The organism is Micromonospora sp. NPDC005174 (genome assembly GCF_040608495.1).
Classification (GTDB): Bacteria; Actinomycetota; Actinomycetes; order Mycobacteriales; family Micromonosporaceae; genus Micromonospora.
This window is the reverse complement of the sequence record NZ_JBEXIJ010000010.1, coordinates 170,090-191,552: the sequence shown is the minus strand read 5'-3', so window position 1 is coordinate 191,552 and position 21,463 is coordinate 170,090. Positions and strand designations below refer to the sequence as shown.

Below are 21,463 nucleotides of genomic sequence, written 5' to 3'. Positions count from 1 at the left end.
CTCACTTGACGGCGCCGGCGGTGAGACCGGCGACGAAGTAGCGCTGCAGGGCCAGGAAGCCGGCGACGACGGGGATGCTGACCACCAGCGACGCGGCCATGATCTGGTTCCAGTAGACGTTGAACTGGGTCGAGTAGCCCTGGAGGCCGACAGCCAGGGTGCGGCTGCCCTCGTCGGTCATCACCGAGGCGAACAGCACCTCACCCCAGGCGGTCATGAACGCGTACACGGTCACCGCGACCACGCCGGGCACGGCGGCCGGCAGGATGACCTGGAACAGGGTGCGTAGCGGCCCGGCGCCGTCGACCTGCGCCGCCTCGTCCAGCCCACGCGGGATCGAGTCGAAGTAGCCGACCAGCATCCAGATCGAGAACGGCAGCGAGAAGGTCAGGTACGTGATGATCAGGCCGGTACGGCTGGCGTACAGCTCGATGCCGGTGGCGTTGCCCAGGTTGACGTAGATGAGGAACAGCGGCAGCAGGAACAGGATGCCGGGGAACATCTGCGTGGACAGCACCGTCACGGTGAAGACACCGCGGCCGTGGAACCGGTACCGGCTGACCGCGAACGCCGCGAAGATGGCGATCGCGACCGAGCAGACCGCCGCGACGCTCGACACCACGAGGCTGTTCACCAGGTAGCGGGCCAGCGGCACGGTGCTCCACATGTCGACGAACGGTTGCAGGGTGGGCCGGCTGGGCCACCAGGTGAACCCGTTCTGCACGTCCCGCAGCGGCTTCGCCGCGGACGTGACCATCACGTAGAGCGGGATGACGACGAAGAGGGTGAGCAGGGTCAGCACGATGCGTCGGCCCCAGCGCTCACCGGCGGTCTCACGCATGGTCGTCCCTCCGGCGGTTGGTGATCAGCAGGTACGCGGCCGAGACGACCATCAGGAACAGCAGCAGCGCCACCGACATCGCCGAGCCCGACCCGAAGTCCCAGGTCTTGAAGGAGCTGCGGTAGATGTGGATGGAGATCAGGTCCGCCTGCGCGGGCGCCGAGCCGCCGAAGAGCACGAACGGGGTGTTGAAGTCGTTGAACGTCCACAGGAACAGCACCAGCAGCAGCACCAGGTTCACCGGCCGCAGCATCGGCAGGGTGACCGAGCGCAGCCGACGCCAGAACCCGGCGCCGTCGATCGCGGCGGCCTCGTACAGCTCACCGGGCACGTTCTGCAGGCCGGCCATCAGGCACAGGAACGCGAACGGCCAGTTGCGCCAGACCGACACCACCAGCAGCGACCAGAAGCTGTTGTCGCCGATCAGCCAGAACGGCCGCTCGTTCAGCAGGCCGAGCTGGTCGACGAGCACGTGGTTGACCAGACCGGTGTCGCGCTGGAGCAGGAAACTCCACGTGATAACGGCGGCGTAGACCGGCAGCGCGTACGGGGTGAGGAACAGCGCCCGCAGGATGGCCCGCCCCCGGAACGGCTTCTGCAGCACGACGGCCGCCGCGATGCCGAGCAGCCAGGCGAACCCGACCGAGAGCAGGCTGTAGGCAAGCGTCACCCAGAACGAGTGCAGCAACTCCTTGCCGGCGGCGGAGTTCAGGTCGAGCGTGGCGCGGTAGTTCTCCAGACCGACGAAGGGCGCGGTGGACCAGTCGCGGATGTGGAACTGGGTCAGCTCCAACAGGCTCATCCAGACCCCGACCACCATCGGGATCACGTGGATGGCGAGTTCCAGCACGATGGCCGGCGCGAGCAGCAGGTACGGCAGGAGGGAACGGCGGGGGCCGCGCGGCCGGCGGGCGGCCCCCCGGGCGGGTGACCCGGCCCGGGGTACGCGACGGTCGGCGTCCGGCGCGGTGGTGCTGGTTGCCATCGGGGTCCTCTCGGAGGCGGTGGCCGTGGTCAGGCGACGAGCCCGACCACGGCCACCGGCGCTGCGTGGGTCAGCGCATCTTCTGCTGCGCGTCGGTCAGCTTCGCCTTCACCGATGCCTCGGTGACCGGCTTGCCGCTCGCGGCGTCGGCGAACAGCTCCTTCATCGCGGTGCCGACCAGGGTCTCGAAGGTGCTCTCCTCGGGCACCTGCGGCAGCGGGGCCGCGGTGGTGACCAGGGTCTCCTGGATGCTCTTCTGCTCCGGAGCGCTGAACGCCGGGTCGGAGCCGGCGGTCTTCACAGCCGGCAGCGAGCCGTACGTCTTGTTGAGGATCGTCTGCTCCTCGTCGCTGGTCATGAACTTGACGAAGCTCAGCGCGCCGTCCTTGTTCTTCGTGTGCTTGAAGACGGCCATGTTGATGCCGGCCACCATGCTGTTGACCTTCTTGCCGCCGGCCGGCGGGCTGGCCAGGAACGGCACCGGGGCCACGCCGTACGCGTCGGCGGCCATGTTCTGGGTCTTCAGGTTCGAGCCGGCGGACTGCCAGAGCAGCATGCCGGCCTTGCCGTTGGCGAAGTCCGAGACCGACTGGTTCTGCGCGTACTCGGCGTTGCTCGGGTTGGTGATCTTGTCAGCGGCCATGAAGTCGATGTAGCGCTTGATGGCCGAGACGTTCTGCGGGGTGTCGAAGGTCGGCTTGCCGGCCGAGTCGAACCACTCGCCGCCGTACTGCTGGCTGAAGGTGAACGCGTGGTGGGCGTTCTCGGACGGGTTGGCGCCCTCGATGGCCAGGCCCCACTTGCCGCCGGTGCTGAGCTTCTTGCCGTACTCGACGACCTGCTCCCAGGTCGTCGGCGGGGCGGTGATGCCCGCGTCGGCGAACATCTTCTTGTTGTAGTACAGGCTGTACGCCATGCTGTAGAGCGGCACGGCGGCCGGCGGCTTGCCCGGGGCCCCGGCGGCGGCGAGCGCGGCGGGCACGATCCGGTCCTTGCCGCCCACGGCCTGCAGGGCGGCGTCGTCGAACTCGACGAGCGCACCGGTGGCCTGCAGTGACGCCGACCAGGTGTTGCCGATGTTCACCACGTCCGGGCCCTTGCCCGAGGTGGCGGCGGCGAGCAGTCGGTTGAGCAGGTCCGACCAGGGGACCACCTCGACGTTGACCTTGATGCCGGTCTGCTTCTCGAACTTGTCCAGCTCGGGCTGGAGGGTGGCCTTGTCGGCCTCCAGGCTGGCGCCCTGGTTGCTGGCCCAGTAGGTGAGGGTCTTGGGCGATGAGGCGGAGTCGTCGCCGGAGCCGCCGCAGGCGGTCAGCGATGCGGCAGCCAGGACGGCGGCAGCGAATATCCCGAGGTGTCGTTTCGACACGGTGAGCCCTTCCGGTGCGTGGTGGGGGTCCGCCGGCCGTCGTCGTCGATAGGGGTGAGGCGACGGCGGCCGGCTGCGGACGGGGTTTCTCCGGACGCGCCGTCGGAGGTCCTTCGGCGTTTCCCGGGAGTTACATCACGGCTTAATGAATGTCGTCATTAAAGTGGTTGGCTGGTGGGTCGTCAAGCACGGTGCGGTTACAGTCGCCACCTACGGCCGACGGGAACGAGGTAACGAGTGGAGCTGGCGCGTGCCACCAACCGGAGCGTCCGGCTGCGCAACCGGTCCGCCCTGTTGACGAAGCTCTTCCTCGATGCCCCGCTCACCCGGCAGGACCTCGTGCGCAGCACCGGCCTGAGCCAGCCGGCCGTGAGCAACGTGGTGGCCGACCTGATCGACGAGGGCATCGTCGTCGAGGCCGGTGCCGCCGAGTCCGACGGCGGCCGTCCCAGCATGCTGCTGCAAGTCGCCGCCCGCTACGCCTTCGTGATCGGCGTGGACGTCGGCGAGACCCGGGTGCGGGTCGAGTTGTTCGACTTCGCGATGACCCTGCTCGCCAGCGTCGAGTACCCGCTCGACCCGGCGCGTACCGAGCCGGACGTGGTGGCCGGGCACGTGCTGACCGGCATCGAGGTGGTCACCGGCCGGGCCGGGGTGGCCACCGCCGACGTGCTCGGCGTCGGCATCGGCGTCTCCGGCGTGGTCCAGCAGGGCGACGAGGCCGTCGTGCACGCCCAGGCCCTCGGCTGGGACCGGGTACCGCTGGAACGCCTCATAGGCGCGGGCACCGACCTGCCGCTGCACATCGACAACGGCGCGAAGACCCTCGGTCAGGCCGAGATGTGGTTCGGCGCCGGTCGCGGGGCCCGGCACGCCGTCTTCGCGCTGGTCGGCTCGGGTGTGGGCGCGGCCGTGGTGACCAACGGCGCCACCTATCGGGGCGCGTCCAGCAGCGCGGGGGAGTGGGGGCACACCACCCTGGTGTACGGCGGTCGGGCCTGCCGGTGCGGCGCGCGCGGCTGCCTGGAGGCGTACGTGGGCGCGGAGGCGATCATCGACCGCTACCGGGAGGCGCGCCGGGGCCACGCCGTTCCCGGCGAGGACGAGGAGTCCCAGCTCGCCGCGCTGGTCGCCGCCGCCGACACCTCGCCCACCGCCCGACGGGTGCTGGACGACACCGCCGGTTACCTGGGCGCCGGGGTGGCCAACCTGATCAACCTGTTCAACCCGGAGCGGGTCGTGCTCGGCGGGTGGGCGGCGATGGCGCTGGGCGATCTGCTGCCGGCCGTCCGCGAGGCCGCCGGCCGGCAGGCGCTGCGCCAGCCGTACGAGCAGGCGTCGATCGAACTGTGCCGGCTGGGCGTGGACGCGGTGGCCCTGGGAGCGGCCACCCTCCCGATAGCCCGCTTCCTCACCACCGGCGGCGTCCCCCGCGCCTAACCCCCACCCCGCTCCCTCGTGGGGTGATCAAGAAGTTTGCGTCATTCCCGGGGCGGTTTCTGACGCGAATCTCTTGATCACCGGGGGTGGTCGGGCCGTGCGGGACGGTGCCGAGGGGTGGGGAATTACACAAAACCTCATCCTCGGGATAAATAACGAAGTTATAGATCGATGTCTTGACGCCGCCGCAATCTCGCCGCAACACTCCTACGAGAGCGCTCTCATCCCCGCGGCGTCGCATCGGCGGCACCACCCACGGCACCACGGGCGAACCCGACCCCCACCCGCACGGCGTCCGTAACGCCCTATCGACAGGCGATGTCATGACATCTCGTGCTACATCCGTACGCCCGCGTCCCCGGCGGCGGACCGTCCGGCACCTCCTCACCGGAGTCGCCGTGGCCCTGGTGGCGGCCCTGACACCAGCCGTGGCCACCGCCCCGGCGCAGGCCGCACCCACCCTGCTGTCGCAGGGCCGCCCGGCGACCGCCTCGTCCACCGAGAACGCCGGCACCCCCGCGTCCGCCGCCGTCGACGGCAACACCGGCACCCGCTGGGCCAGCGCCTTCAGCGACCCGCAGTGGCTCCAGGTCGACCTCGGCACGCGGGCCACCATCAGCCAGGTCAACCTGCTCTGGGAGGGGGCCTACGGCCGCGCCTTCCAGATCCAGACCTCCGACGACGCCGCCACCTGGACGACGATCTACTCCACCACCACCGGCGCGGGCGGCACGCAGAACCTCACCGTCACCGGTGCCGGCCGGTACGTGCGGATGTACGGCACCGCCCGGGGCTCCGCCTACGGCTACTCGCTCTGGGAGTTCCAGGTCTACGGCGAGACCGGCGGTGACACCTCCACCTGCGGCAGCGCCAACGTGGCGCAGGGCAGCCCGGTGACCGCCTCGTCCACGGAGAACGCCGGCACCCCCGCGTCCGCCGCAGTCGACGGCAACACCGGCACCCGCTGGGCCAGCGCCGCCAGCGACCCGCAGTGGCTGCGCGTCGACCTGGGCAGCACCCGCACGATCTGCCGGGTGACGCTGACCTGGGAGGCCGCGTACGCCCGGGCCTTCCAGCTCCAGACCTCCGCCGACGGGTCCACCTGGACCACGATCTACTCGACCACCACCGCCACCGGAGGCACGCAGAACCTCACCGTCACCGGCAGCGGACGCTACCTGCGCGTCTACGGCACCGCCCGGGGCACCGCCTACGGCTACTCGCTGTGGGAGCTGGCGGTCAACACGACCGGCGGCGGCACCACCGAGCCCCCGGTCGGCACCACCGACCCGTACAACCCCAACCTGGGCGCGAACACGTACGTCTTCGACCCGAGCACCCCGACGTCGACGATCCAGAGTCGACTGAACACCATCTTCACCCAGCAGGAGACGAACCAGTTCGGCGCGCAGCGCTACGCCGTGCTGTTCAAGCCGGGCACCTACACCGCCGACGTCAACCTCGGCTTCTTCACCCAGGTCGCCGGCCTCGGCATGAGCCCCGACGACGTCAACCTCAACGGACACGTCCGGGCCGAGGCGACCTGGTTCGGCGGCAACGCCACCCAGAACTTCTGGCGGGCCGCGGAGAACCTCTCGGTGACCCTGCCCTCCGGAGTGAGCGTGGAGCGCTGGGCGGTGTCGCAGGCCGCGCCGTATCGGCGGATGCACCTGCGCGGCGCGCAGAACCAGATCCAGCTCTGGAACGGCGGCGACGGCTGGTCCAGTGGCGGCCTGCTGGCCGACACCCGCATCGACGGCCTGGTCGTCTCCGGTTCGCAGCAGCAGTGGTACTCCCGCAACAGCGAGTTCGGCAACGGCTGGACCGGTTCGGTGTGGAACATGGTCTTCCAGGGCGTGAACGGCGCCCCGCCGCCGAGCTTCCCCAACCCGTCGCACACCGTCATCGCGCAGACCCCCCAGGTCCGCGAGAAGCCGTTCCTGTACGTGACGGGCAGCGGCGAGTACCGGGTCTTCGTGCCCGCCGTGCGGACCAACTCCACCGGCACCAGCTGGTACAACAAGACCCCGGCCGGCTCGTCGATCTCGCTGTCGCAGTTCTTCGTCGTCCAGCCCGGCACCAGCGCGGCCACCATCAACGCCGCCCTCGCCCAGGGCAAGCACCTGCTGTTCACCCCGGGCGTGCACCACGTCACCGAGCCGATCCAGGTCAACCGGGCCGACACGGTAGTCCTCGGCCTCGGCCTGGCCACCATCCAGGCCGACAACGGCAGCGTCGGGATGCGCGTCGCCGACGTGGACGGCGTCAAGGTCGCCGGCATCATGTTCGAGGCCGGCACCACCAACTCGCCGGTGCTCATGGAGGTCGGCCCGTCCGGCTCGTCGGCGAGCCACGCCGGCAACCCGACCTCGCTGCACGACGTGTTCTTCCGCATCGGCGGACCGCTCGTCGGCAAGGCCACCAACACGCTGACCGTCAACAGTGACAACGTGATCGGTGACCACATGTGGCTGTGGCGGGCGGACCACGCCGCCCAGGGTGTGCCCACCGGGTGGACGCTGAACACCGCCGACACCGGGCTCACCGTCAACGGCGACGACGTCACCATGTACGGCCTCTTCGTCGAGCACTACCAGAAGTACCAGACCATCTGGAACGGCAACGGTGGGCGGACGTACTTCTACCAGAACGAACTGCCGTACGACGTGCCCAACCAGGCGGCCTGGATGAACGGGTCGACCCGGGGCTACGCCGCCTACAAGGTGGCCGACTCGGTGACCAGCCACCAGGCGTTCGGGCTGGGCAGCTACAGCTACTTCAACGTCAACCCCGCAGTGGTCGAGGAGCACTCCTTCGAGGTGCCCGTCAACTCGAACGTGCGCTTCACCAACATGGTCACCGTCTCGCTCGGTGGCGTCGGCACCATCAACCGGGTGATCAACAACGCCGGTGGCACCGCGAACGCGGCAAACCAGACGGTGTACCTGACGAACTACCCCTGACCGGGACGCCCGCGCCGATCCGGTCGACTCATCTGACCGGGCCGGCGCGGGTCGTGCCCAGGGCCGAGGCCGGCCCGGTCCCGCCGAAGACCGGGCCGGCCACGGTCGTTCCTCCGCGTACGCAAGCCCGCCGCGCACCCGGAAGCGTCGGGCATACGACTCTTCGCGCGCTCACCCGATGATCGCGGTCCGGGTGGGCTGGCATCGACGGTCCTATACTGTGCCTACCGGTCGTGGAACCCGTGAGCGGAGGCGGGCGTGCCACTTTTCTTCCTGAGCTACGCCCAAGAGGACAACCGCAACGGTCAGATTCAGCAGTTCTTCGGCGACCTCAGCGAGGCGGTGGCCGGTCTGGCCGCCACCCGGTGGGACGAGGCGGGGTTCATCGACGGGCAGATCCCGCTCGGCAGCTCCTGGACGGACTCGCTGTCCGACGCGCTGTCCACCAGCGCCTGTCTGATCGCGCTCACCTCGCCCCGATACGTCGTCAGCGACTACTGCGGTCGCGAGTTCCGGGTCTTCGCCGACCGCGTCGACGAGCACGAGCGGCAGTTCCACGTCCGTCCACCCGCGATCGTGCCGGTGCAGTGGATCCCCTGTGACCGGCTGCCCAAGGCCGTCGCCCGCTTCCAGTACCGCAAATTCCCGACCGGCACCGCGTACGACCAGGACGGTCTGCTCACCCTCAAGCAGCGCAAACGGCACGAGGACGATTACGCGGACTTCGTCGATACGCTCGCCCGGCACATCGTGCAGACCGCTCGGGATCACCAGCTCTACCGCCCGGCGCAGCGTCCGGTGCTGTCCAAGGTGACGAGTGCCTTCGACCTGCCGCCGCGGCCACAGGCGCACCAGGGGCCGGACGCCTCGAAGGCGGTGGAGCGGGCCACCAGCGCCCGACACGTGCACATCGTCCTCGTCGCCGGCAGCTCCGCCGAGCTGGCCGGCAGCCGCCCCGGCGCCGAGGACCGCTACGGCGCGTTCTCGCGCGACTGGCGACCGTACCGGCCCGAAGTGGAAGCGCCGATCGGCAGCTGGGCCGGGGACATCGCCACCACCAAGAGCTACGGCTGGACGGTGGAGGACGCCGAGGACCTGGCGGCCGTGCGGGAGTGGGCGCGGACGCACAACCAGATCGTCGTCCTGGTGATCGACGTCTGGTCCGCCGACCTGCCGCGCTACCGGGTGAGCCTGATCCGCCACGACCGCGACAAGGATTCGCCTCGAGCGCCCGTCCTGGTGCCGTGGACGGCGGCCGACGAGGCAGCTGCCGGCGGCAATCGCAAGATGTGGGACACCCTGGCCCGGGTGCTCCCGTCCCACGTGCTGCACAGCACCCGCGACGTCTGGCGCACCGAGATCGCGACCTCCGCTCGTTTTCAGGAGGAGCTCGAGGAGGCGCTCGTCGTCGAGCAGGTCCGGATCTACCGCATGGGCACCGTCTACCAGGAGCCGCCCACGGACGGCCCCGGTACCCGCCCGATCCTCGAAGGTCCCTAGGGGAGGCACGTCATGGCGCTGAACGAGACGGCACGTGGCCAGATCGTGACCTTCTACTCGTACAAGGGTGGTACCGGGCGCACGATGGCGCTGGCCAACGTGGCCTGGATCCTGGCCAGCCAGGGCCTCCAGGTGCTGGTCGTCGACTGGGACCTGGAGTCTCCCGGTCTGCACCGCTACTTCCACCCGTTCCTGCGTGACAAGGAACTGCGCGCCACCCCTGGGGTCATCGAGATGATCTGGGATTACTCGATCGCCACGATGCAGCGCAACCGTGACGAGGACTCCCAGGAACTGCTCACCGGCCACGCCAAGATCCAACGCCGAGCGGTCTCACTGAACTGGGACTTCAGCCACGGCGGCGTGATCGACTTCGTGGCCGCCGGGCAGCAGGACTCGGCGTACTCCCGGTTGGTGAGCACCTTCGAGTGGGCCAACTTCTACGAGCGCCAGGGCGGCGCGTCGTTCATCGACGCCGTCCGGGAGCAGATGCGTGCCGAGTACGACGTCGTGTTGATCGACAGCCGCACCGGCCTGAGCGACGTGGCCGGCATCTGCACCGTGCAACTGCCCGACCTGGTGGTCAACTGCTTCACCATGTCCACCCAGAGCATCCGAGGCGCGGCGGCGGTGGCCCGCTCGATCCGCAGCCAGCGCCCGGACGACCCGCCGCTGCTGCTGCCGGTGCCGATGCGCGTGGAGGACGCCGAGCTGCGCAAACTGGAGACCGGTCGGGATCTGGTGCGCGCCGAGTTCGCCCCGTTCCTCGACCACCTCTCGGACGCGGCGGTCGCCCGCTACTGGAACACCATCGAGGTCCCGTACCGCACGTTCTACGCCTTCGAGGAGATCCTCGCCGCGTTCGGTGACCGGCCGGAGCAGATCGGCACCCTGCTGGCCGCGTACGAGCAGCTCGCCTCGGTGATCACCGATGGGCGGGTCAAACGGCTGCACCCGATCGGCGAGGCGGACCGGCGTCGTTCGCTGACGGAGTTCGAACGCAGCCGGCTCACCGCCGAGCAGGCGGTGCTGCTCAGCTACGCCTCCGCCGACCGGCTCTGGGCCGAGTGGATCAGCGACCAGTTGGAGGACGTCGGGCTGCGGGTGGATCGCCGCGCGCTCGACGTGCCGGTCGCCGCCGGCGGACGGGCCGAGTTCGACCGGGCCGTCAGCGGTGCCAGCCGGGTGCTGGCGGTGCTCACCCGGCACTACGCGAGCACGCCCCTCGCCGGCGAGGTGTGGAAGAGCGCCACCGGTCGGGACCAGCTCGGCAGCGGGGGAGTGCTCGTGCCGCTGCGCGTCGACGAGTCGCGGCTGACCGTCCCCTACAGCGACCACAGCCCGGTGGACCTCAGCGACGTCGACCCGTCCACCGCGCGGACCCGGCTCCTGGAAGCCGCCGGAGCGACGGTCACGGCCGGCGGTCGCGCGGTCGGCCGGTTCCCCGGCCAGTTCCCGACGATCTCCAACGTCCGCCAGCACGGCACCCCGTTCGTCGGCCGCGCCGAGCAACTCGAGGCGCTGCGCGACCGGCTCACCGCCGCACCGGACGCGCCCATCCAGGTCGTGCACGGCCTCGGCGGCGTCGGCAAGACCCAGCTCGCCGCCGAGTACGCGCTGCGCTTCGGCCGCGACTACGACGTGGTCTGGTGGATCCCGGCCGACAGCGACGACCGCATCCGTGGTGGCCTCAGCGACCTCGGCCAGGCGATGGGACTGGGCACGGGCGGCGGCGCCGAGGCGGCCCGCCGGGTACTCGACACGCTGCGCCGCGCCGGGCCCGACCAGCGCTGGCTGATCATCCTGGACAACGTCGACAAGCCCACCCACACCACCCGGGCGCTGCTGCCGCAGGGGCCCGGCCACGTCCTGCTCACGACCCGGGACCAGAGCTGGAGCGAGTACGCCACCGCGACCGAGCTGACCGTCTTCGACCGTGCCGAGAGCGTCCAACTGCTGCGCGACCGGGTTCGCGGTCTCAGCGAGACCGAGGCCGCGCAGGTGGCCGAGAAGCTCGGCGACCTGCCGCTCGCGGTCGAGCAGGGCGCGGCGTACCTGCGGGCCAGCGCCATGCAGGTCGAGAAGTACCTGCACTCGCTGGACACCCCCGGCCTGCTGCGAATCCTCGACGGCCGGCAGTCCGCCGGCTACTCCAAGGCACTCGCCGCCACCTGGCTGTTCACCCTCGGCCAGCTCCGCGAGGAGAAGCCGGCCGCCGCCCGGCTGCTGGAGCTGTGCTCGTTCTACGCGCCGGAGCCGATTCCCGTCGCCATGCTCACCGGCGACCGCTTCGCCAGCTTCATGGCACCGATCGACCCGACGCTCACCGACCCGATCCTGCAGGGCCTGGTCACCGCCGAGCTGGGCCGCTACGGCCTGGCCCAGGTCGACGCGGAGAACAACACGGTGCGGATCCACCGGTTGGTCCAGTTGGTCATCCAGGACCAGCTCAGCGATCCCGACGAGGCGCGACGGGAAGCCCAACTGCTGCTCGCCGCCGCCAACCCCCGCGATCCCGACAAGCCGGTCAACTGGCCCGAGTACGCCGAGCTGTGGCCACACGTACGTCCCAGCGGCCTGCACCTGTCCACCATGGACGAGGCGCGGCAACTCGTCGTGGACATCGTGCGCTACCTCTACCGACGCGGCGACTACGACACCAGTCGTGCGCTTGCCGAGGAGTCGCTGGCCGGGTGGCGCGACACCGACGACGACGATCCCACCCGCCTGCGGATGCGCTTCCACCTGGCGAACGTGCTGCGCGCGCAGAGCAACTTCGACCGGGCGTACGAGATCGACCGGGACGTCTACGACCGGCAGCGGCGGATCTTCGGCGAGGAGCACCTGTACACCCTGATGACGGCTCGCAGTGTCGGCGCGGACCTGCGCGCCCAGGGGCTCTACCACGATGCCGAGGCGCAGGACCGGCGCACTCTGGAGCTGAGCGTACGCAGCTTCGGCGATGACAGCGGCCGGACGCTGACCGCGGAGAACAACCTCGCCGTGTCGCTGCGCCTGGTCGGTGACTTCCGTGGCGCGGCCGCGCTCGACCAGCACATCCACGAGCGGCGGCGGGACCGCTTCGGTGAGGAGGACCCGTCCACCCTGGCGTCGGCCAGCAACTACGGGCGCGGTCTGCGCGACACCGGCGAGCTGTGGCGGTCGCACAGCGTCCTGCAACGTACGTACGTCAGCCAGCAGCGGGTCAACGGACCGGACCATCCGGAGACCCTGCGGACGGCGAAGGAGTTGGCGCTCACGCTGCGCCAGCTCGGTCGTTTCGCCGACGCGCACCGGCTGATCGAGCGGACGGTGGTCCGTTACCAGCGCACGCTCGGCGCCGAGCACGCCGACACCCTCTCCGCCGAGATGGCCCTCGCCACCACCTGGTCGGCGGTGGGCGACAACCAGACCGCCCTGCGGGTGGCGCGCCGCCTGCGCGACGGCTACACCGTGGTGCTCGGGGAGTCGCACGCCATCACCCTGGCGTGCCTCAACAACCTCGGTGTGCTGCTGCGCAAGCAGGGCGACCACACCCAGGCCCGGGAGCTGTCCCAGCGGGTACGCGACCAGTTGCTGACCAACCTCGGTGAGCGGCACCCGCACACCCTGCTGGCCACCCTCAACCTGGCCAACGACCTCTTCGCCCTCGGCGACGGGGACAACGCGTTGCTGCTGGACACCACGGCATACGTGGAGCTGACCCGTGCGTTGGGCGCCGAGCACCCTGACACGCTCTCCGCGTCGGTCAACCTCGCGCTGAGCCGCCAGGCCACCGAGAGCGAGGCGGACGCCGGCCGGGCGCTCTACGACGAGGCGTTCGGTCAGCTGGTGCAACTCTTCGGCGGCGACAATCCCCGGGTGGTGCAGGCCCGACAGCGGGAACGCTCCAACGCCTACATCGAGCCGGCGCTCCTGTAGACCGGTCTCGCGGTCTCGCGGTCTCGCGGTCTCGCGGTCTCGCGGTCTCGCGGTCTCGCGGTCTCGCGGTCTCGCGGTCTCGCGGCTACGCCGCGTCGCGCAGGCAAGCCCCGACGGCTTCGCGGCCCCACCCTGGCCACCTCGCACGCGTCCTTTGCTCTGCTTCACTCCAGGCAACACCTGGTGGCCGCGAGTGTTGCGCCCGTTGAAGCAGAGCAAAGGACGCAACTCACCCCCTGCCGTCGCGTCCGGAGACGCCTCGCCCGTGCGCGTCGCGTCCGGGGTCGGCTGGCCTGTGGCGTCGCCTCCGGAAGAGGCGAGCGGCGTCACTGTCCGCAGTCGACCGATCAGGCGGGCTGTGCCAGCCAGGCCGCGAGCGTGAGCGGATCGGCGTCGGGAAGGGTCTGGCTGAGCGCCTGCACCAGCTCGGGCCGGTGGGTCAGCACCCCGGCCGCAGCCGGTTGCCCGGTGTGGTGGGCGGTCAGGGCGAGGCCCACCCAGGCGTCGACGTCAGCGGGGTCGGCTGCGAGACGTCGGCGGTAACCGGCCAGCGCGTCCTCGGAGTTGCCCGCCGCGTACGCCTGGTCACTCGGGCTCGACCCGGACGGCCCGCCGCCCCCGAGGAGCCGGTGGCGCACGGCGGCCTCGGGACCGCTGTCCAGCGTGAGCGCGGGACGGGCCGTGGCCGGGAGGACCGTCGACGCCGAGCGCCCGACCTCCGGTGGCACGCCGTGTCGCCACGCGTGCGCCAGGCGGGCCACCTCGTGCGGGTCGGGCAGCAGGTTGGTCAGGCCCCAGCGCACCGCGCTGGCATCGGCCACGTCCCGCACGGCGGCCTCGACCGGGCCGTCGACCGGGTCGCGCCAGCCGCGCAGCTCGCGCTCCATGTCGGCCACGAACGAACGGCCGGTCTCGGTCAGCTCGGCGGCGTCGGCGAGCTGCCGGACCGCGCGGGTGGTCTGCTCCCGCCAGTACGCGTACTCGAACGCGGCCGCGGTGCCCTCGTGCCGTCGGCGACGCCACACCTCGGCCACACCCAGGTGGGCGTACGCGCCCTGGAGCAGCGCGCCGACCGGGCGTGGGTCCAGCCGCCACGGCGCCCGGTAGCGCGCCGGCCCGCCCGTCCGGTAGAGCGGCACCAGGTCGAGCAGCGCGCCGAGTTTGGTGTGCTGCACCTCGTGTACGAGCAACAGCGCGAGGGTCTGTGCGTCGGCCGGCACGGAGAGCGCGATGGCCCCCAGCGCGTCCCTGCTGGTGGCGCTCACCGGGTTGCCCGAGGGCGGCGGCCGCAGCGGCACGAGCGAGCGCAGCAGACCGGCCAGCGCGTCGGCGTGCGCCGGCAGGTGTTCGCGCAGCCACTGGCCTGCCCCGGCGGCGAGACGGTCCAGCTGGGCGGCCCCCGCGTCGTCCAGGCGGGGCGCGGACGGACGGTGGTAGCAGTTGCGCCACGGGTCCTGGTCGTCGACAAGCACGCCGGCCGCGTCAAACGGCACGGTCCTGCGCGCCGGCTGCCAGTCGATCCCGCCGTCGCCCGCGTCCAGCAGCCGACCGTCGCGCGCGTCGACCCGTACCCCGTCGTCGTCCTCGCCGCCGTCGATTCGCAGCGTGCCGGCCTCGCCGCGCAGCCGCACCGCGTCGTCGGCGCGCAGTCCCGTCGCCGCGCCGACGGTGGGCAGCGCGAGCACACCGTCGGCCGGGCGGGGCAGCGTCAGCGTGAACGTCAGGCCGGCGCGGCCCGCCGCGGCCGCGGCGAGCGTCGCCAGGTAGGTGGGGCCGGCCGCGCCGTCGAGCGCGGCGCGGGTCCAGCCGGTCACCGGCGGATGGGCCAGCGCCTCGGCCACGGTCGCCGGTGCGGCGTGTTCGGCACGGGTGAGCAGTTCCAGACTCTGCCGGGCGAGCGGCTCGGCCCGGCAGGCGCGGGTCGCGGCGACGGTCAGCAGTCGACGGCGGCCGAGCTGTCCGCCCCGCAACACGGCGATGGTGTCGGCGTCGCCGTGGCCGGCGGCCAGTCCGGCGAGCTGCGTCGCCGTCAGAGGGGCCGTCACGGGTGCGCCGCCGGTACGCTCCGACGGCGCAGCGCCTCCAGGTCGGCGGTCACCGTCTCCTGGACGTGCCGGATCAGCCGGAACAGGTCGGCACAGTAGACCGACGGGTGGGCGAACCCGGCGCCGTCGCGGAAGCGGTGCGCGTACAGGCCGCCGCCGCAGACGTCGACGACCGGGCAGGAACGGCAGGCCGGGGCCAGTGCCGCGATCCCGGTGGGACGTCCGGCCAGCGACGGGTGCCGCAGCGCGTCGTCGAAGCTGTGTCGGAAGACGTCGTACCCGGTCCGCATCGCCGACGCCGTGGTGGTCTTGAGTGTGTCGGTCCCCTCGATGGTGCCGTCGGTCTCGATCGTCATCACATCGGGCTCGGCGACGCCCAGGGCCTGTGTGCCGCTGCGCCCGCCCAGCAGCAGCGCGATCAGCGACTCGAACAGCCGGATGCCGGTCCGTCGGGGCGTTTCGGCGTACCAGCGGTCGAAGACGGCGATCAGCCAGTCCGCGTACGGGGTGGCGGGGTCGTCGGGGTGACGCCCGGGCGGGGGAGCGCTCCAGTTTCCGTGCGGCAGCAGGAGGTCCAGCCGGGGCGGGTCGAACTCCCGCAGGCCCTCGTAGACGGCGATCGGGTCGTTGGCCAGGTCGACGGTGCAGAGCAGGCCGGCGTAGCGGGCGCGGTGTTCGGGCCGCGCCAGCAGGCGCAGGGCGGCGGCCACCTCGGCGAAGCTGCCGCGCCCGTCGGCGTGGCGTCGGTGGCGGTCGTTGGCCGTGCGGTCGCCGTCCAGGCTCACGCCGACGTCGATGCCGTGCGTGTGACACAGGTCGAGCGCCGCCTCGTCGAGCAGCAGCCCGTTGGTCTGCATCGCCACGTCGAGTGCGGCGCCGGCGGGTAGCGCGGCGCGCAGCGTGCGTACCGTCCGGTCCAGCACGGAGAGCCCGGCGAGCAGCGGCTCACCGCCGTGCAGCACCACCCGGACACGGTCGGTGCCGTGCCGGGCCATGTGGGCGGCGAGCCGGTCGGCGACCCGGCGCACGGTGCCGGGGGCCATGATCCGGGGCCGGGCCCGCCAGTCCTGGTCCGCGTGCCGGTAGACGTAGCAGTAGTCGCAGGCCAGGTTGCACCGCGAGTGGACCTTCAGCACCACCTGGCGGACCCGGGGCGCGGCCACGGCAGGGCGGTGTCGGGTGGCCGACGGCGGTGCGTCGGCCGGCACGGTCAGAAGCTCGACTCGAACGCCGACACGTCGCCGGGCCGCCCCGGCTCGCCCTCGGCGGCCAGCGTGCCCAGCACGTGGGCCAGGACGCCGTCACCCGCTCCGGCCAACAGGTCTGCCAGGGGTACGTCGCCGAGCTGCACCAGAGCGGTGCCGACAGTGCCGGGGATGGGTGGCTGGTCGTGGTCAGCCACCGTGGACCGTCCTTCGGTCGAAGACCGGCACCTGAGTCACCGCTGCGCTCACTCCGCCTTTCTACACCATCGCACCCGACCCGCGAGGGCGCGACACCGTACCCCGTACGCGCTGGCCACCGTGCCGTTACCTGGCGTACGACCGGGACCGCCCGGCGGCCCGGCGTCGACGGGCCGATACGTGTCCGGTCGGCCTGTCGATGTGGGCGGCCGTCGTTCGTATGGAGGATGAGGGGTCGGCATCGTGCCGACCACCGCCGCGAGGAGGAACGATGGCGCTTTACCTGCTGAGCATGCACCAGCCCGAGGGTGGGTCACCGGAGCCGGAGTTCCTGGCCCGGGTGATGCGCGACGTCGGCGAGCTGCGTGACGAGCTGACCGCGGCCGGGTCGTGGGTGTTCGGTCAGGGCCTGCACGGGCCGCAGACCGCGACCGTGCTACGCCCCCGCGACGGCGACGTCCTCGTCACCGACGGGCCGTTCGCGGAGGGCAAGGAGTACCTGGGCGGTGTCACCATCATCGACGTGCCGGACCTGGACGCCGCCCTGCACTGGGGTCGCCGCTACGCGCTGGCCACCACCCTGCCGATCGAGGTCCGCCCCTTCCGGGCCGCCGCCGGGGACTGACCGTGCCCGACGTGGAGGCGGTGTTCCGCGCCGAGTACGGCCGTGCGGTCGCCGTGCTGGTGCGACTCCTCGGCGACATCGACCTCGCCGAGGAGTCCGTGCAGGACGCCTTCACGATCGCGCTCCGGCGCTGGCCGGCCAGCGGTCCGCCACCCAGCCCGGCCGGTTGGATCATCACCACGGCTCGCAACCAGGCCATCGACCGGCTGCGTCGGGAGGCGACCCGCAGCGATCGACACGCCCAGGCGGCCCTGCTGTACGCCCCCGACCCGCCCGCCGAGGAGGGGCCTGTGCGCGACGACCGGCTACGTCTGATCTTCACCTGCTGCCATCCGGCTCTCGCCCCGGCCACCCGGATCGCGCTCACCCTGCGTCTGCTCGGTGGCCTGCGTACCGCCGAGATCGCCCGGGCCTTCCTGGTGCCCGAGGCGACGATGGCGCAGCGGCTGGTCCGGGCCAAGTCGAAGATCCGCGACGCCCGCATTCCGTACCGGGTACCGGGCGACGCCGACCTGCCCGACCGGCTGCACGCCGTACTCACTGTGTTGTATTTGATCTTCAATGAGGGGTACACGGCAAGCGCCGGCCCGCACCTGGCCCGCGCCGAACTGTGCGTCGAGGCGATCCGGCTGGCCCGGCTGCTCGTCGACCTGATGCCGGACGAGCCGGAGGCGCTGGGCCTTCTCGCGCTGATGCTGCTCACCGAATCCCGCCGTGCGGCCCGCACCACCGCCGACGGTGACCTGGTGCCGCTGCCGGAGCAGGACCGGGGTCGGTGGGACGCCGCCCTGATCGCCGAGGGGCAGACGCTGGTGCGCCGCTGCCTGCGGCGCGACCGGCCGGGGCCGTACCAGATCCAGGCCGCGATCGCCGCCGTGCACAGCGCCGCACCGCGCGCCGCCGACACCGACTGGGGGCAGATCCTCACGTTGTACGACCAGCTCACAGTCGTCGCCCCCGGTCCGGTGGTGGCGTTGAACCGGGCCGTCGCGCTCGCCGAGGTCGCCGGCGCGGCCGTGGCGCTGGCCGAGGTGGACCGGCTCGACCTGCCCGGCTACCACGTACGGCACGCGGTCCGCGCTGACCTGCTGGTCCGGCTCGGCCGCGACGCCGAGGCCGTCGAGGCGTACCGGATGGCCGTCGCGTTGACGGACAACGCGGCCGAACGGGCCTTCCTCACCGCCCGTGCGGTCGCGCTGGCGACGGGTTGAGCGCGCGTTTGCCGGTGGCTCCGGCGGGGAAACCGAGCCGCCCGTCGGCCGGGTGCCCGACCGTGGCCACGACAGTGGATGGAGGCTGCCATGGTGTACCGTCCGACGACCGTCGACACCCGGCCCGACCTCGGCATCCTCACTCTCGGCGTCGAGGAGGAGTTCCTGCTGCTCGACCCGGACAGCGGCCGGAACGTGCCGGTGGCCGACGAGGTGCGGGCCGCGCTGCGTGGCCGAGCACGCGACCAGAGCCGCCAGGAGTTCCGACACAGCATGGTGGAGATGGTCACCCCGGTCTGCGCGGACCTCGGCGAACTGCGTAGCCAGTTGGTGGCGCTGCGGCGCTCGGCGGTCGAGGCCGCCGCCGCGGCCGGGGCCCGGCTCGTGGCGGTCGGCGCGACGCCGGTGGCCGAGCCGCACCGGACGGTGCCCGACGAGCCGCGCTACCACGCCATGTCGCGCCGGTACGGCCCGGTGGCGCACGACCCGGCGGTCTGCGGCTGTCACGTGCACGTCGGGCTGCCGGACCGGGAACTGGCCGTGCAGGTCTGCAACCACCTGCGGGTGTGGCTGCCGGTGGTGCAGGCCATCACCAGCAACTCGCCGCTGCACGACGGGTACGACACCGGTCACGCGAGCTGGCGGTCGATGCAGTTGGAGCGCTGGCCCAGCATCGGTCCCACCCCGTACTTCGACTCGGTCGCCGACTACGACCGCACCGTCGACGAGCTGATCGCCGCCGGCATCATGCTCGACGCGGCGATGGTCTACTGGTACGCCCGGCCGTCGTCGGCGTACCCGACGGTCGAGGTGCGCGTCGGCGACGTGTGCCCGACCGTGGACGATGCCGTGCTGGTCGCCGCCCTGGTCCGCAGCCTGGTCGCGACCCTCGCCGACGACGTACGCGCCGGTGTTCCGGCCCCGGGAGTACGCGACTGTCTCGTCGCGGCGGCGCACTGGCGGGCGGCCCACGACGGCCTCGACGGCGCGTTGGTCGACCTGCGCTCCGGCGGGGCCCGCCCGGCCTGGGACCTGGTCGACGACCTGATGGCGACGATCGCCCCGGCGTTGCTGCGCCACGGCGACCTCGGTCACGTCCTGGCCGAACTGGCCCGACTGCGGCGTGACGGCACCGGCGCGACACGGCAACGTCGGGTGCTCGACGACACGGGCGACCTGCGCGCCGTCATCGACGACCTCGCCGCGCAGACCGCCGCCGGGTGACGGTCCGTCCAGGTCGACGCGCGCCGACCGGGCCCGCCTCGCTGGCTCAGCGGATGTCGTGGGTCTGCAGCCACAGCTCCAGCAGACCCAGCTGCCACAGCTTGTTGCTGCCGGCCGCCGCCTCGGCCCGGTCCGGCTCGGCGAGCAGGTGCGCCACGTACTCGGGGCGGAACAGACCGCGCTCGCGCGCCGCCGGGGCCTGCAACGACTCGGCGACCAGCTCGCGTACCGGCCCGTCCACGTTGCGCAGCGCCGGCACCGGGAAGTAGCCCTTCGGCCGGTCGACCACCTCGGTCGGCAGCACCTCCCGGGCCACCTCCTTGAGGACGCCCTTGCCGCCCTGGGCCACCTTGTGCTCCGGGGGGCAGTGCGCGGCGAGGGTGACCAGGTCCTGGTCGAGGAACGGCGTGCGCACCTCCAGCCCCCACGCCATGCTCATGCTGTCCACCCGTTTGACCGGGTCGTCCGGCAGCATCAGGTGGGTGTCCAGGCGCAGCACCGCGTCCAGCGCGGTCTGCGCCCCGGGCGCGCCGAGGTGTCCGACGAGCAGGTCGCGGCTGGCGTCGTGGTCCAGCGCGTACGCCGGGCCGACGATGGCGCGCAGCTCGTCGTGGTCCCGGTCGAAGAACGCCGCGGCGAACGTCTCGGCGGCACCGTGCCGGGGCGCGTCGACGAGCGGCTGGTGGTAGCCGTAGCCGGCGAACACCTCGTCGGCGCCCTGCCCGGACTGGGCCACCTTGACATGCTTCGCCACCTGTTCGGAGAGCAGGTGGAAGGCGACGACGTCGTGGCTGCCCATCGGCTCGGTCATGGCCCGCACGGCATTGTGGACGGCGGGCGAGAGGTCGTCGTCGGCGAGCCGGATCCGCTGGTGGTCGGTGTCGTACCTGCGGGCCACCAGGTCGGAGTAGTGGAATTCGTCGCCGGACTCGTCGCCGCGGCTGTCGAAGCCGATGCTGAACGTGCGCAGGTGCTCCTGGCCCGCCTCGGCGAGCAGCGCGACGATGAGGCTGGAGTCCAGGCCACCGGAGAGCAGCACACCGACCGGCACGTCGGCGACGAGCCGTCGGCGTACGGCGGTGCGCAGCGCGTCGGAGATGGCGGCCCGCCAGTCGGCGGTGTCCATCCCGGTGTCGGCGGGTTCCCGCACGTAGTCGGGCTGCCAGTAGACCTGCTCCCGGCTGCGCCCGTCGGCCTCGATCACCCGCAGGGTGGCCGGCGGCAGCTTGCGGACGCCGCGCAGCACGGTCCTGGGCGCCGGCACGATCGAGTGCCAGGACAGGTAGTGGTGCAGCGCCACCGGATCGATGTCGGTGTCGACGTCGCCCGCGCGCAGCAGCGCGGGCAGGGTGGAGGCGAACCGGAGCCGCCCGGGAGTCTCGGCGAGGTAGAGCGGCTTGATGCCGAGCCGGTCACGGGCCAGGACGAGCCGCCGCCGGACCCGGTCGACCAGGCCGATCGCGAACATGCCGACGAGGTGGTCGACGAAGCGTTCACCCCAGTGCGCGTACGCCACCAGGATCACCTCGGTGTCGCTTGTGGAGTGGAAGGCGTACCCGGCGTTGCGCAGCTCCTCGCGCAGCTCGGGATAGTTGTAGACGCAGCCGTTGAACACCAGCGCCAGGCCCAGGTCGTCGCGGACCATCGGCTGACCGCCGGCGTCGGACAGGTCGATGATGGTCAACCGGCGGTGTCCCAGGGTTACCCAGTCGCCGGTCAGCAGGCCCTCGTCGTCCGGGCCGCGCGAGCGCATCGCCTCGGTCATCCGGGTCACCGCCGCCGCGTCGGGCGGCCGGCCGTCGAAGCGCGCCTCCCCGCTGATCCCGCACATCAGCCGGGCCGGTGCTGGCTCAGGGCGGACATGGCCCCTCCTGTCAGGTCACCCCGACTGGTGGTGGCGGGGCCCGCGGTGGAAACGGGGCCGCTGGCTACCCGG

14 protein-coding genes are annotated in these 21,463 nt (G+C 71.8%); 7 read left to right on the top strand and 7 right to left on the bottom strand.

The features are described 5' to 3' along the window. Window position 1 precedes the first annotated feature (1 nt). The 3 genes from ABZU91_RS14570 to ABZU91_RS14560 form a co-directional block, all read right to left on the bottom strand. Window positions 2-841 carry a carbohydrate ABC transporter permease gene (locus tag ABZU91_RS14570; RefSeq protein WP_355239317.1) on the bottom strand — a complete coding sequence of 280 codons (840 nt, stop codon included), beginning with the start codon at window positions 839-841 and terminating at the stop codon, window positions 2-4. Then, a complete protein-coding gene (locus tag ABZU91_RS14565; protein WP_355239314.1) occupies window positions 834-1,826 on the bottom strand; it encodes a sugar ABC transporter permease in 993 nt (330 codons plus the stop codon). The genes ABZU91_RS14570 and ABZU91_RS14565 overlap by 8 nt, the downstream gene beginning before the upstream one ends. 70 nt (window positions 1,827-1,896) lie before the next feature. Next, window positions 1,897-3,195: a sugar ABC transporter substrate-binding protein gene (locus ABZU91_RS14560; RefSeq protein ID WP_355239311.1), complete on the bottom strand. Its 1,299-nt coding sequence runs from the start codon at window positions 3,193-3,195 to the stop codon at window positions 1,897-1,899. A gap of 237 nt (window positions 3,196-3,432) precedes the next feature. Between ABZU91_RS14560 and ABZU91_RS14555 the strand changes: the two genes are divergently transcribed. From ABZU91_RS14555 to fxsT, 4 genes are all read left to right on the top strand, one after another. Beyond that, window positions 3,433-4,635, top strand: a complete 1,203-nt coding sequence (locus tag ABZU91_RS14555) for an ROK family transcriptional regulator (protein WP_355239308.1) — start codon at window positions 3,433-3,435, stop codon at window positions 4,633-4,635. A gap of 323 nt (window positions 4,636-4,958) precedes the next feature. After that, window positions 4,959-7,598: a discoidin domain-containing protein gene (locus tag ABZU91_RS14550; RefSeq protein ID WP_355239305.1), complete on the top strand. Its 2,640-nt coding sequence runs from the start codon at window positions 4,959-4,961 to the stop codon at window positions 7,596-7,598. A gap of 258 nt (window positions 7,599-7,856) precedes the next feature. Further along, window positions 7,857-9,098, top strand: coding sequence for a TIR-like protein FxsC (locus ABZU91_RS14545; RefSeq protein ID WP_355239302.1), 1,242 nt, complete (start codon window positions 7,857-7,859; stop codon window positions 9,096-9,098). Window positions 9,099-9,110: 12 nt separating this feature from the next. Beyond that, window positions 9,111-13,019, top strand: coding sequence for an FxSxx-COOH system tetratricopeptide repeat protein (gene fxsT, locus ABZU91_RS14540; protein ID WP_355239299.1), 3,909 nt, complete (start codon window positions 9,111-9,113; stop codon window positions 13,017-13,019). Window positions 13,020-13,366: 347 nt separating this feature from the next. Here fxsT and ABZU91_RS14535 read toward each other — a convergent pair whose 3' ends face one another. The 3 genes from ABZU91_RS14535 to fxsA are packed head-to-tail and all read right to left on the bottom strand — an operon-like array spanning window position 13,367 to window position 16,466. Beyond that, entirely contained in the window at window positions 13,367-15,064 is a 1,698-nt protein-coding gene (locus ABZU91_RS14535) for an HEXXH motif-containing putative peptide modification protein (RefSeq protein ID WP_355239296.1), read from the bottom strand. Continuing rightward, window positions 15,061-16,272 (bottom strand): FxsB family cyclophane-forming radical SAM/SPASM peptide maturase, encoded by a 1,212-nt coding sequence (locus ABZU91_RS14530; protein ID WP_355239293.1) that lies wholly within the window; start codon window positions 16,270-16,272, stop codon window positions 15,061-15,063. Before ABZU91_RS14530 ends, ABZU91_RS14535 begins: the two co-directional genes overlap by 4 nt. Window positions 16,273-16,274: 2 nt before the next feature. Then, the gene (fxsA, locus tag ABZU91_RS14525; RefSeq protein ID WP_355239290.1) at window positions 16,275-16,466 is read right to left on the bottom strand and encodes an FxSxx-COOH cyclophane-containing RiPP peptide; all 192 of its coding nucleotides are present in this window, start codon (window positions 16,464-16,466) and stop codon (window positions 16,275-16,277) included. 272 nt (window positions 16,467-16,738) lie between these two features. Here fxsA and ABZU91_RS14520 point away from each other — a divergent pair, with 272 nt between their 5' ends. The 3 genes from ABZU91_RS14520 (at window position 16,739) to ABZU91_RS14510 (ending at window position 19,527) form a co-directional block, all read left to right on the top strand. Further along, entirely contained in the window at window positions 16,739-17,092 is a 354-nt protein-coding gene (locus ABZU91_RS14520) for a YciI family protein (protein WP_355239287.1), read from the top strand. Window positions 17,093-17,094: 2 nt separating this feature from the next. Continuing rightward, window positions 17,095-18,303 (top strand): sigma-70 family RNA polymerase sigma factor, encoded by a 1,209-nt coding sequence (locus ABZU91_RS14515; protein ID WP_355239284.1) that lies wholly within the window; start codon window positions 17,095-17,097, stop codon window positions 18,301-18,303. Between the two features lie 90 nt (window positions 18,304-18,393). After that, window positions 18,394-19,527: a glutamate--cysteine ligase gene (locus tag ABZU91_RS14510; protein ID WP_355239281.1), complete on the top strand. Its 1,134-nt coding sequence runs from the start codon at window positions 18,394-18,396 to the stop codon at window positions 19,525-19,527. 46 nt (window positions 19,528-19,573) lie between these two features. Here ABZU91_RS14510 and ABZU91_RS14505 read toward each other — a convergent pair whose 3' ends face one another. Continuing rightward, entirely contained in the window at window positions 19,574-21,358 is a 1,785-nt protein-coding gene (locus tag ABZU91_RS14505; RefSeq protein WP_355239278.1) for an N-acetylglutaminylglutamine amidotransferase, read from the bottom strand. Window positions 21,359-21,463 lie beyond the last annotated feature (105 nt).

Coding starts and splice junctions, on each gene's coding strand:
- ABZU91_RS14570 (WP_355239317.1), bottom strand. CDS start 841: ATGCGTGAGACCGCCGGTGAGCGCTGGGGCCGACGCATCGTGCTGACC.
- ABZU91_RS14565 (WP_355239314.1), bottom strand. CDS start 1,826: ATGGCAACCAGCACCACCGCGCCGGACGCCGACCGTCGCGTACCCCGG.
- ABZU91_RS14550 (WP_355239305.1), top strand. CDS start 4,959: ATGACATCTCGTGCTACATCCGTACGCCCGCGTCCCCGGCGGCGGACC.
- fxsT (WP_355239299.1), top strand. CDS start 9,111: ATGGCGCTGAACGAGACGGCACGTGGCCAGATCGTGACCTTCTACTCG.
- ABZU91_RS14520 (WP_355239287.1), top strand. CDS start 16,739: ATGGCGCTTTACCTGCTGAGCATGCACCAGCCCGAGGGTGGGTCACCG.
- ABZU91_RS14510 (WP_355239281.1), top strand. CDS start 18,394: ATGGTGTACCGTCCGACGACCGTCGACACCCGGCCCGACCTCGGCATC.
- ABZU91_RS14505 (WP_355239278.1), bottom strand. CDS start 21,358: ATGTGCGGGATCAGCGGGGAGGCGCGCTTCGACGGCCGGCCGCCCGAC.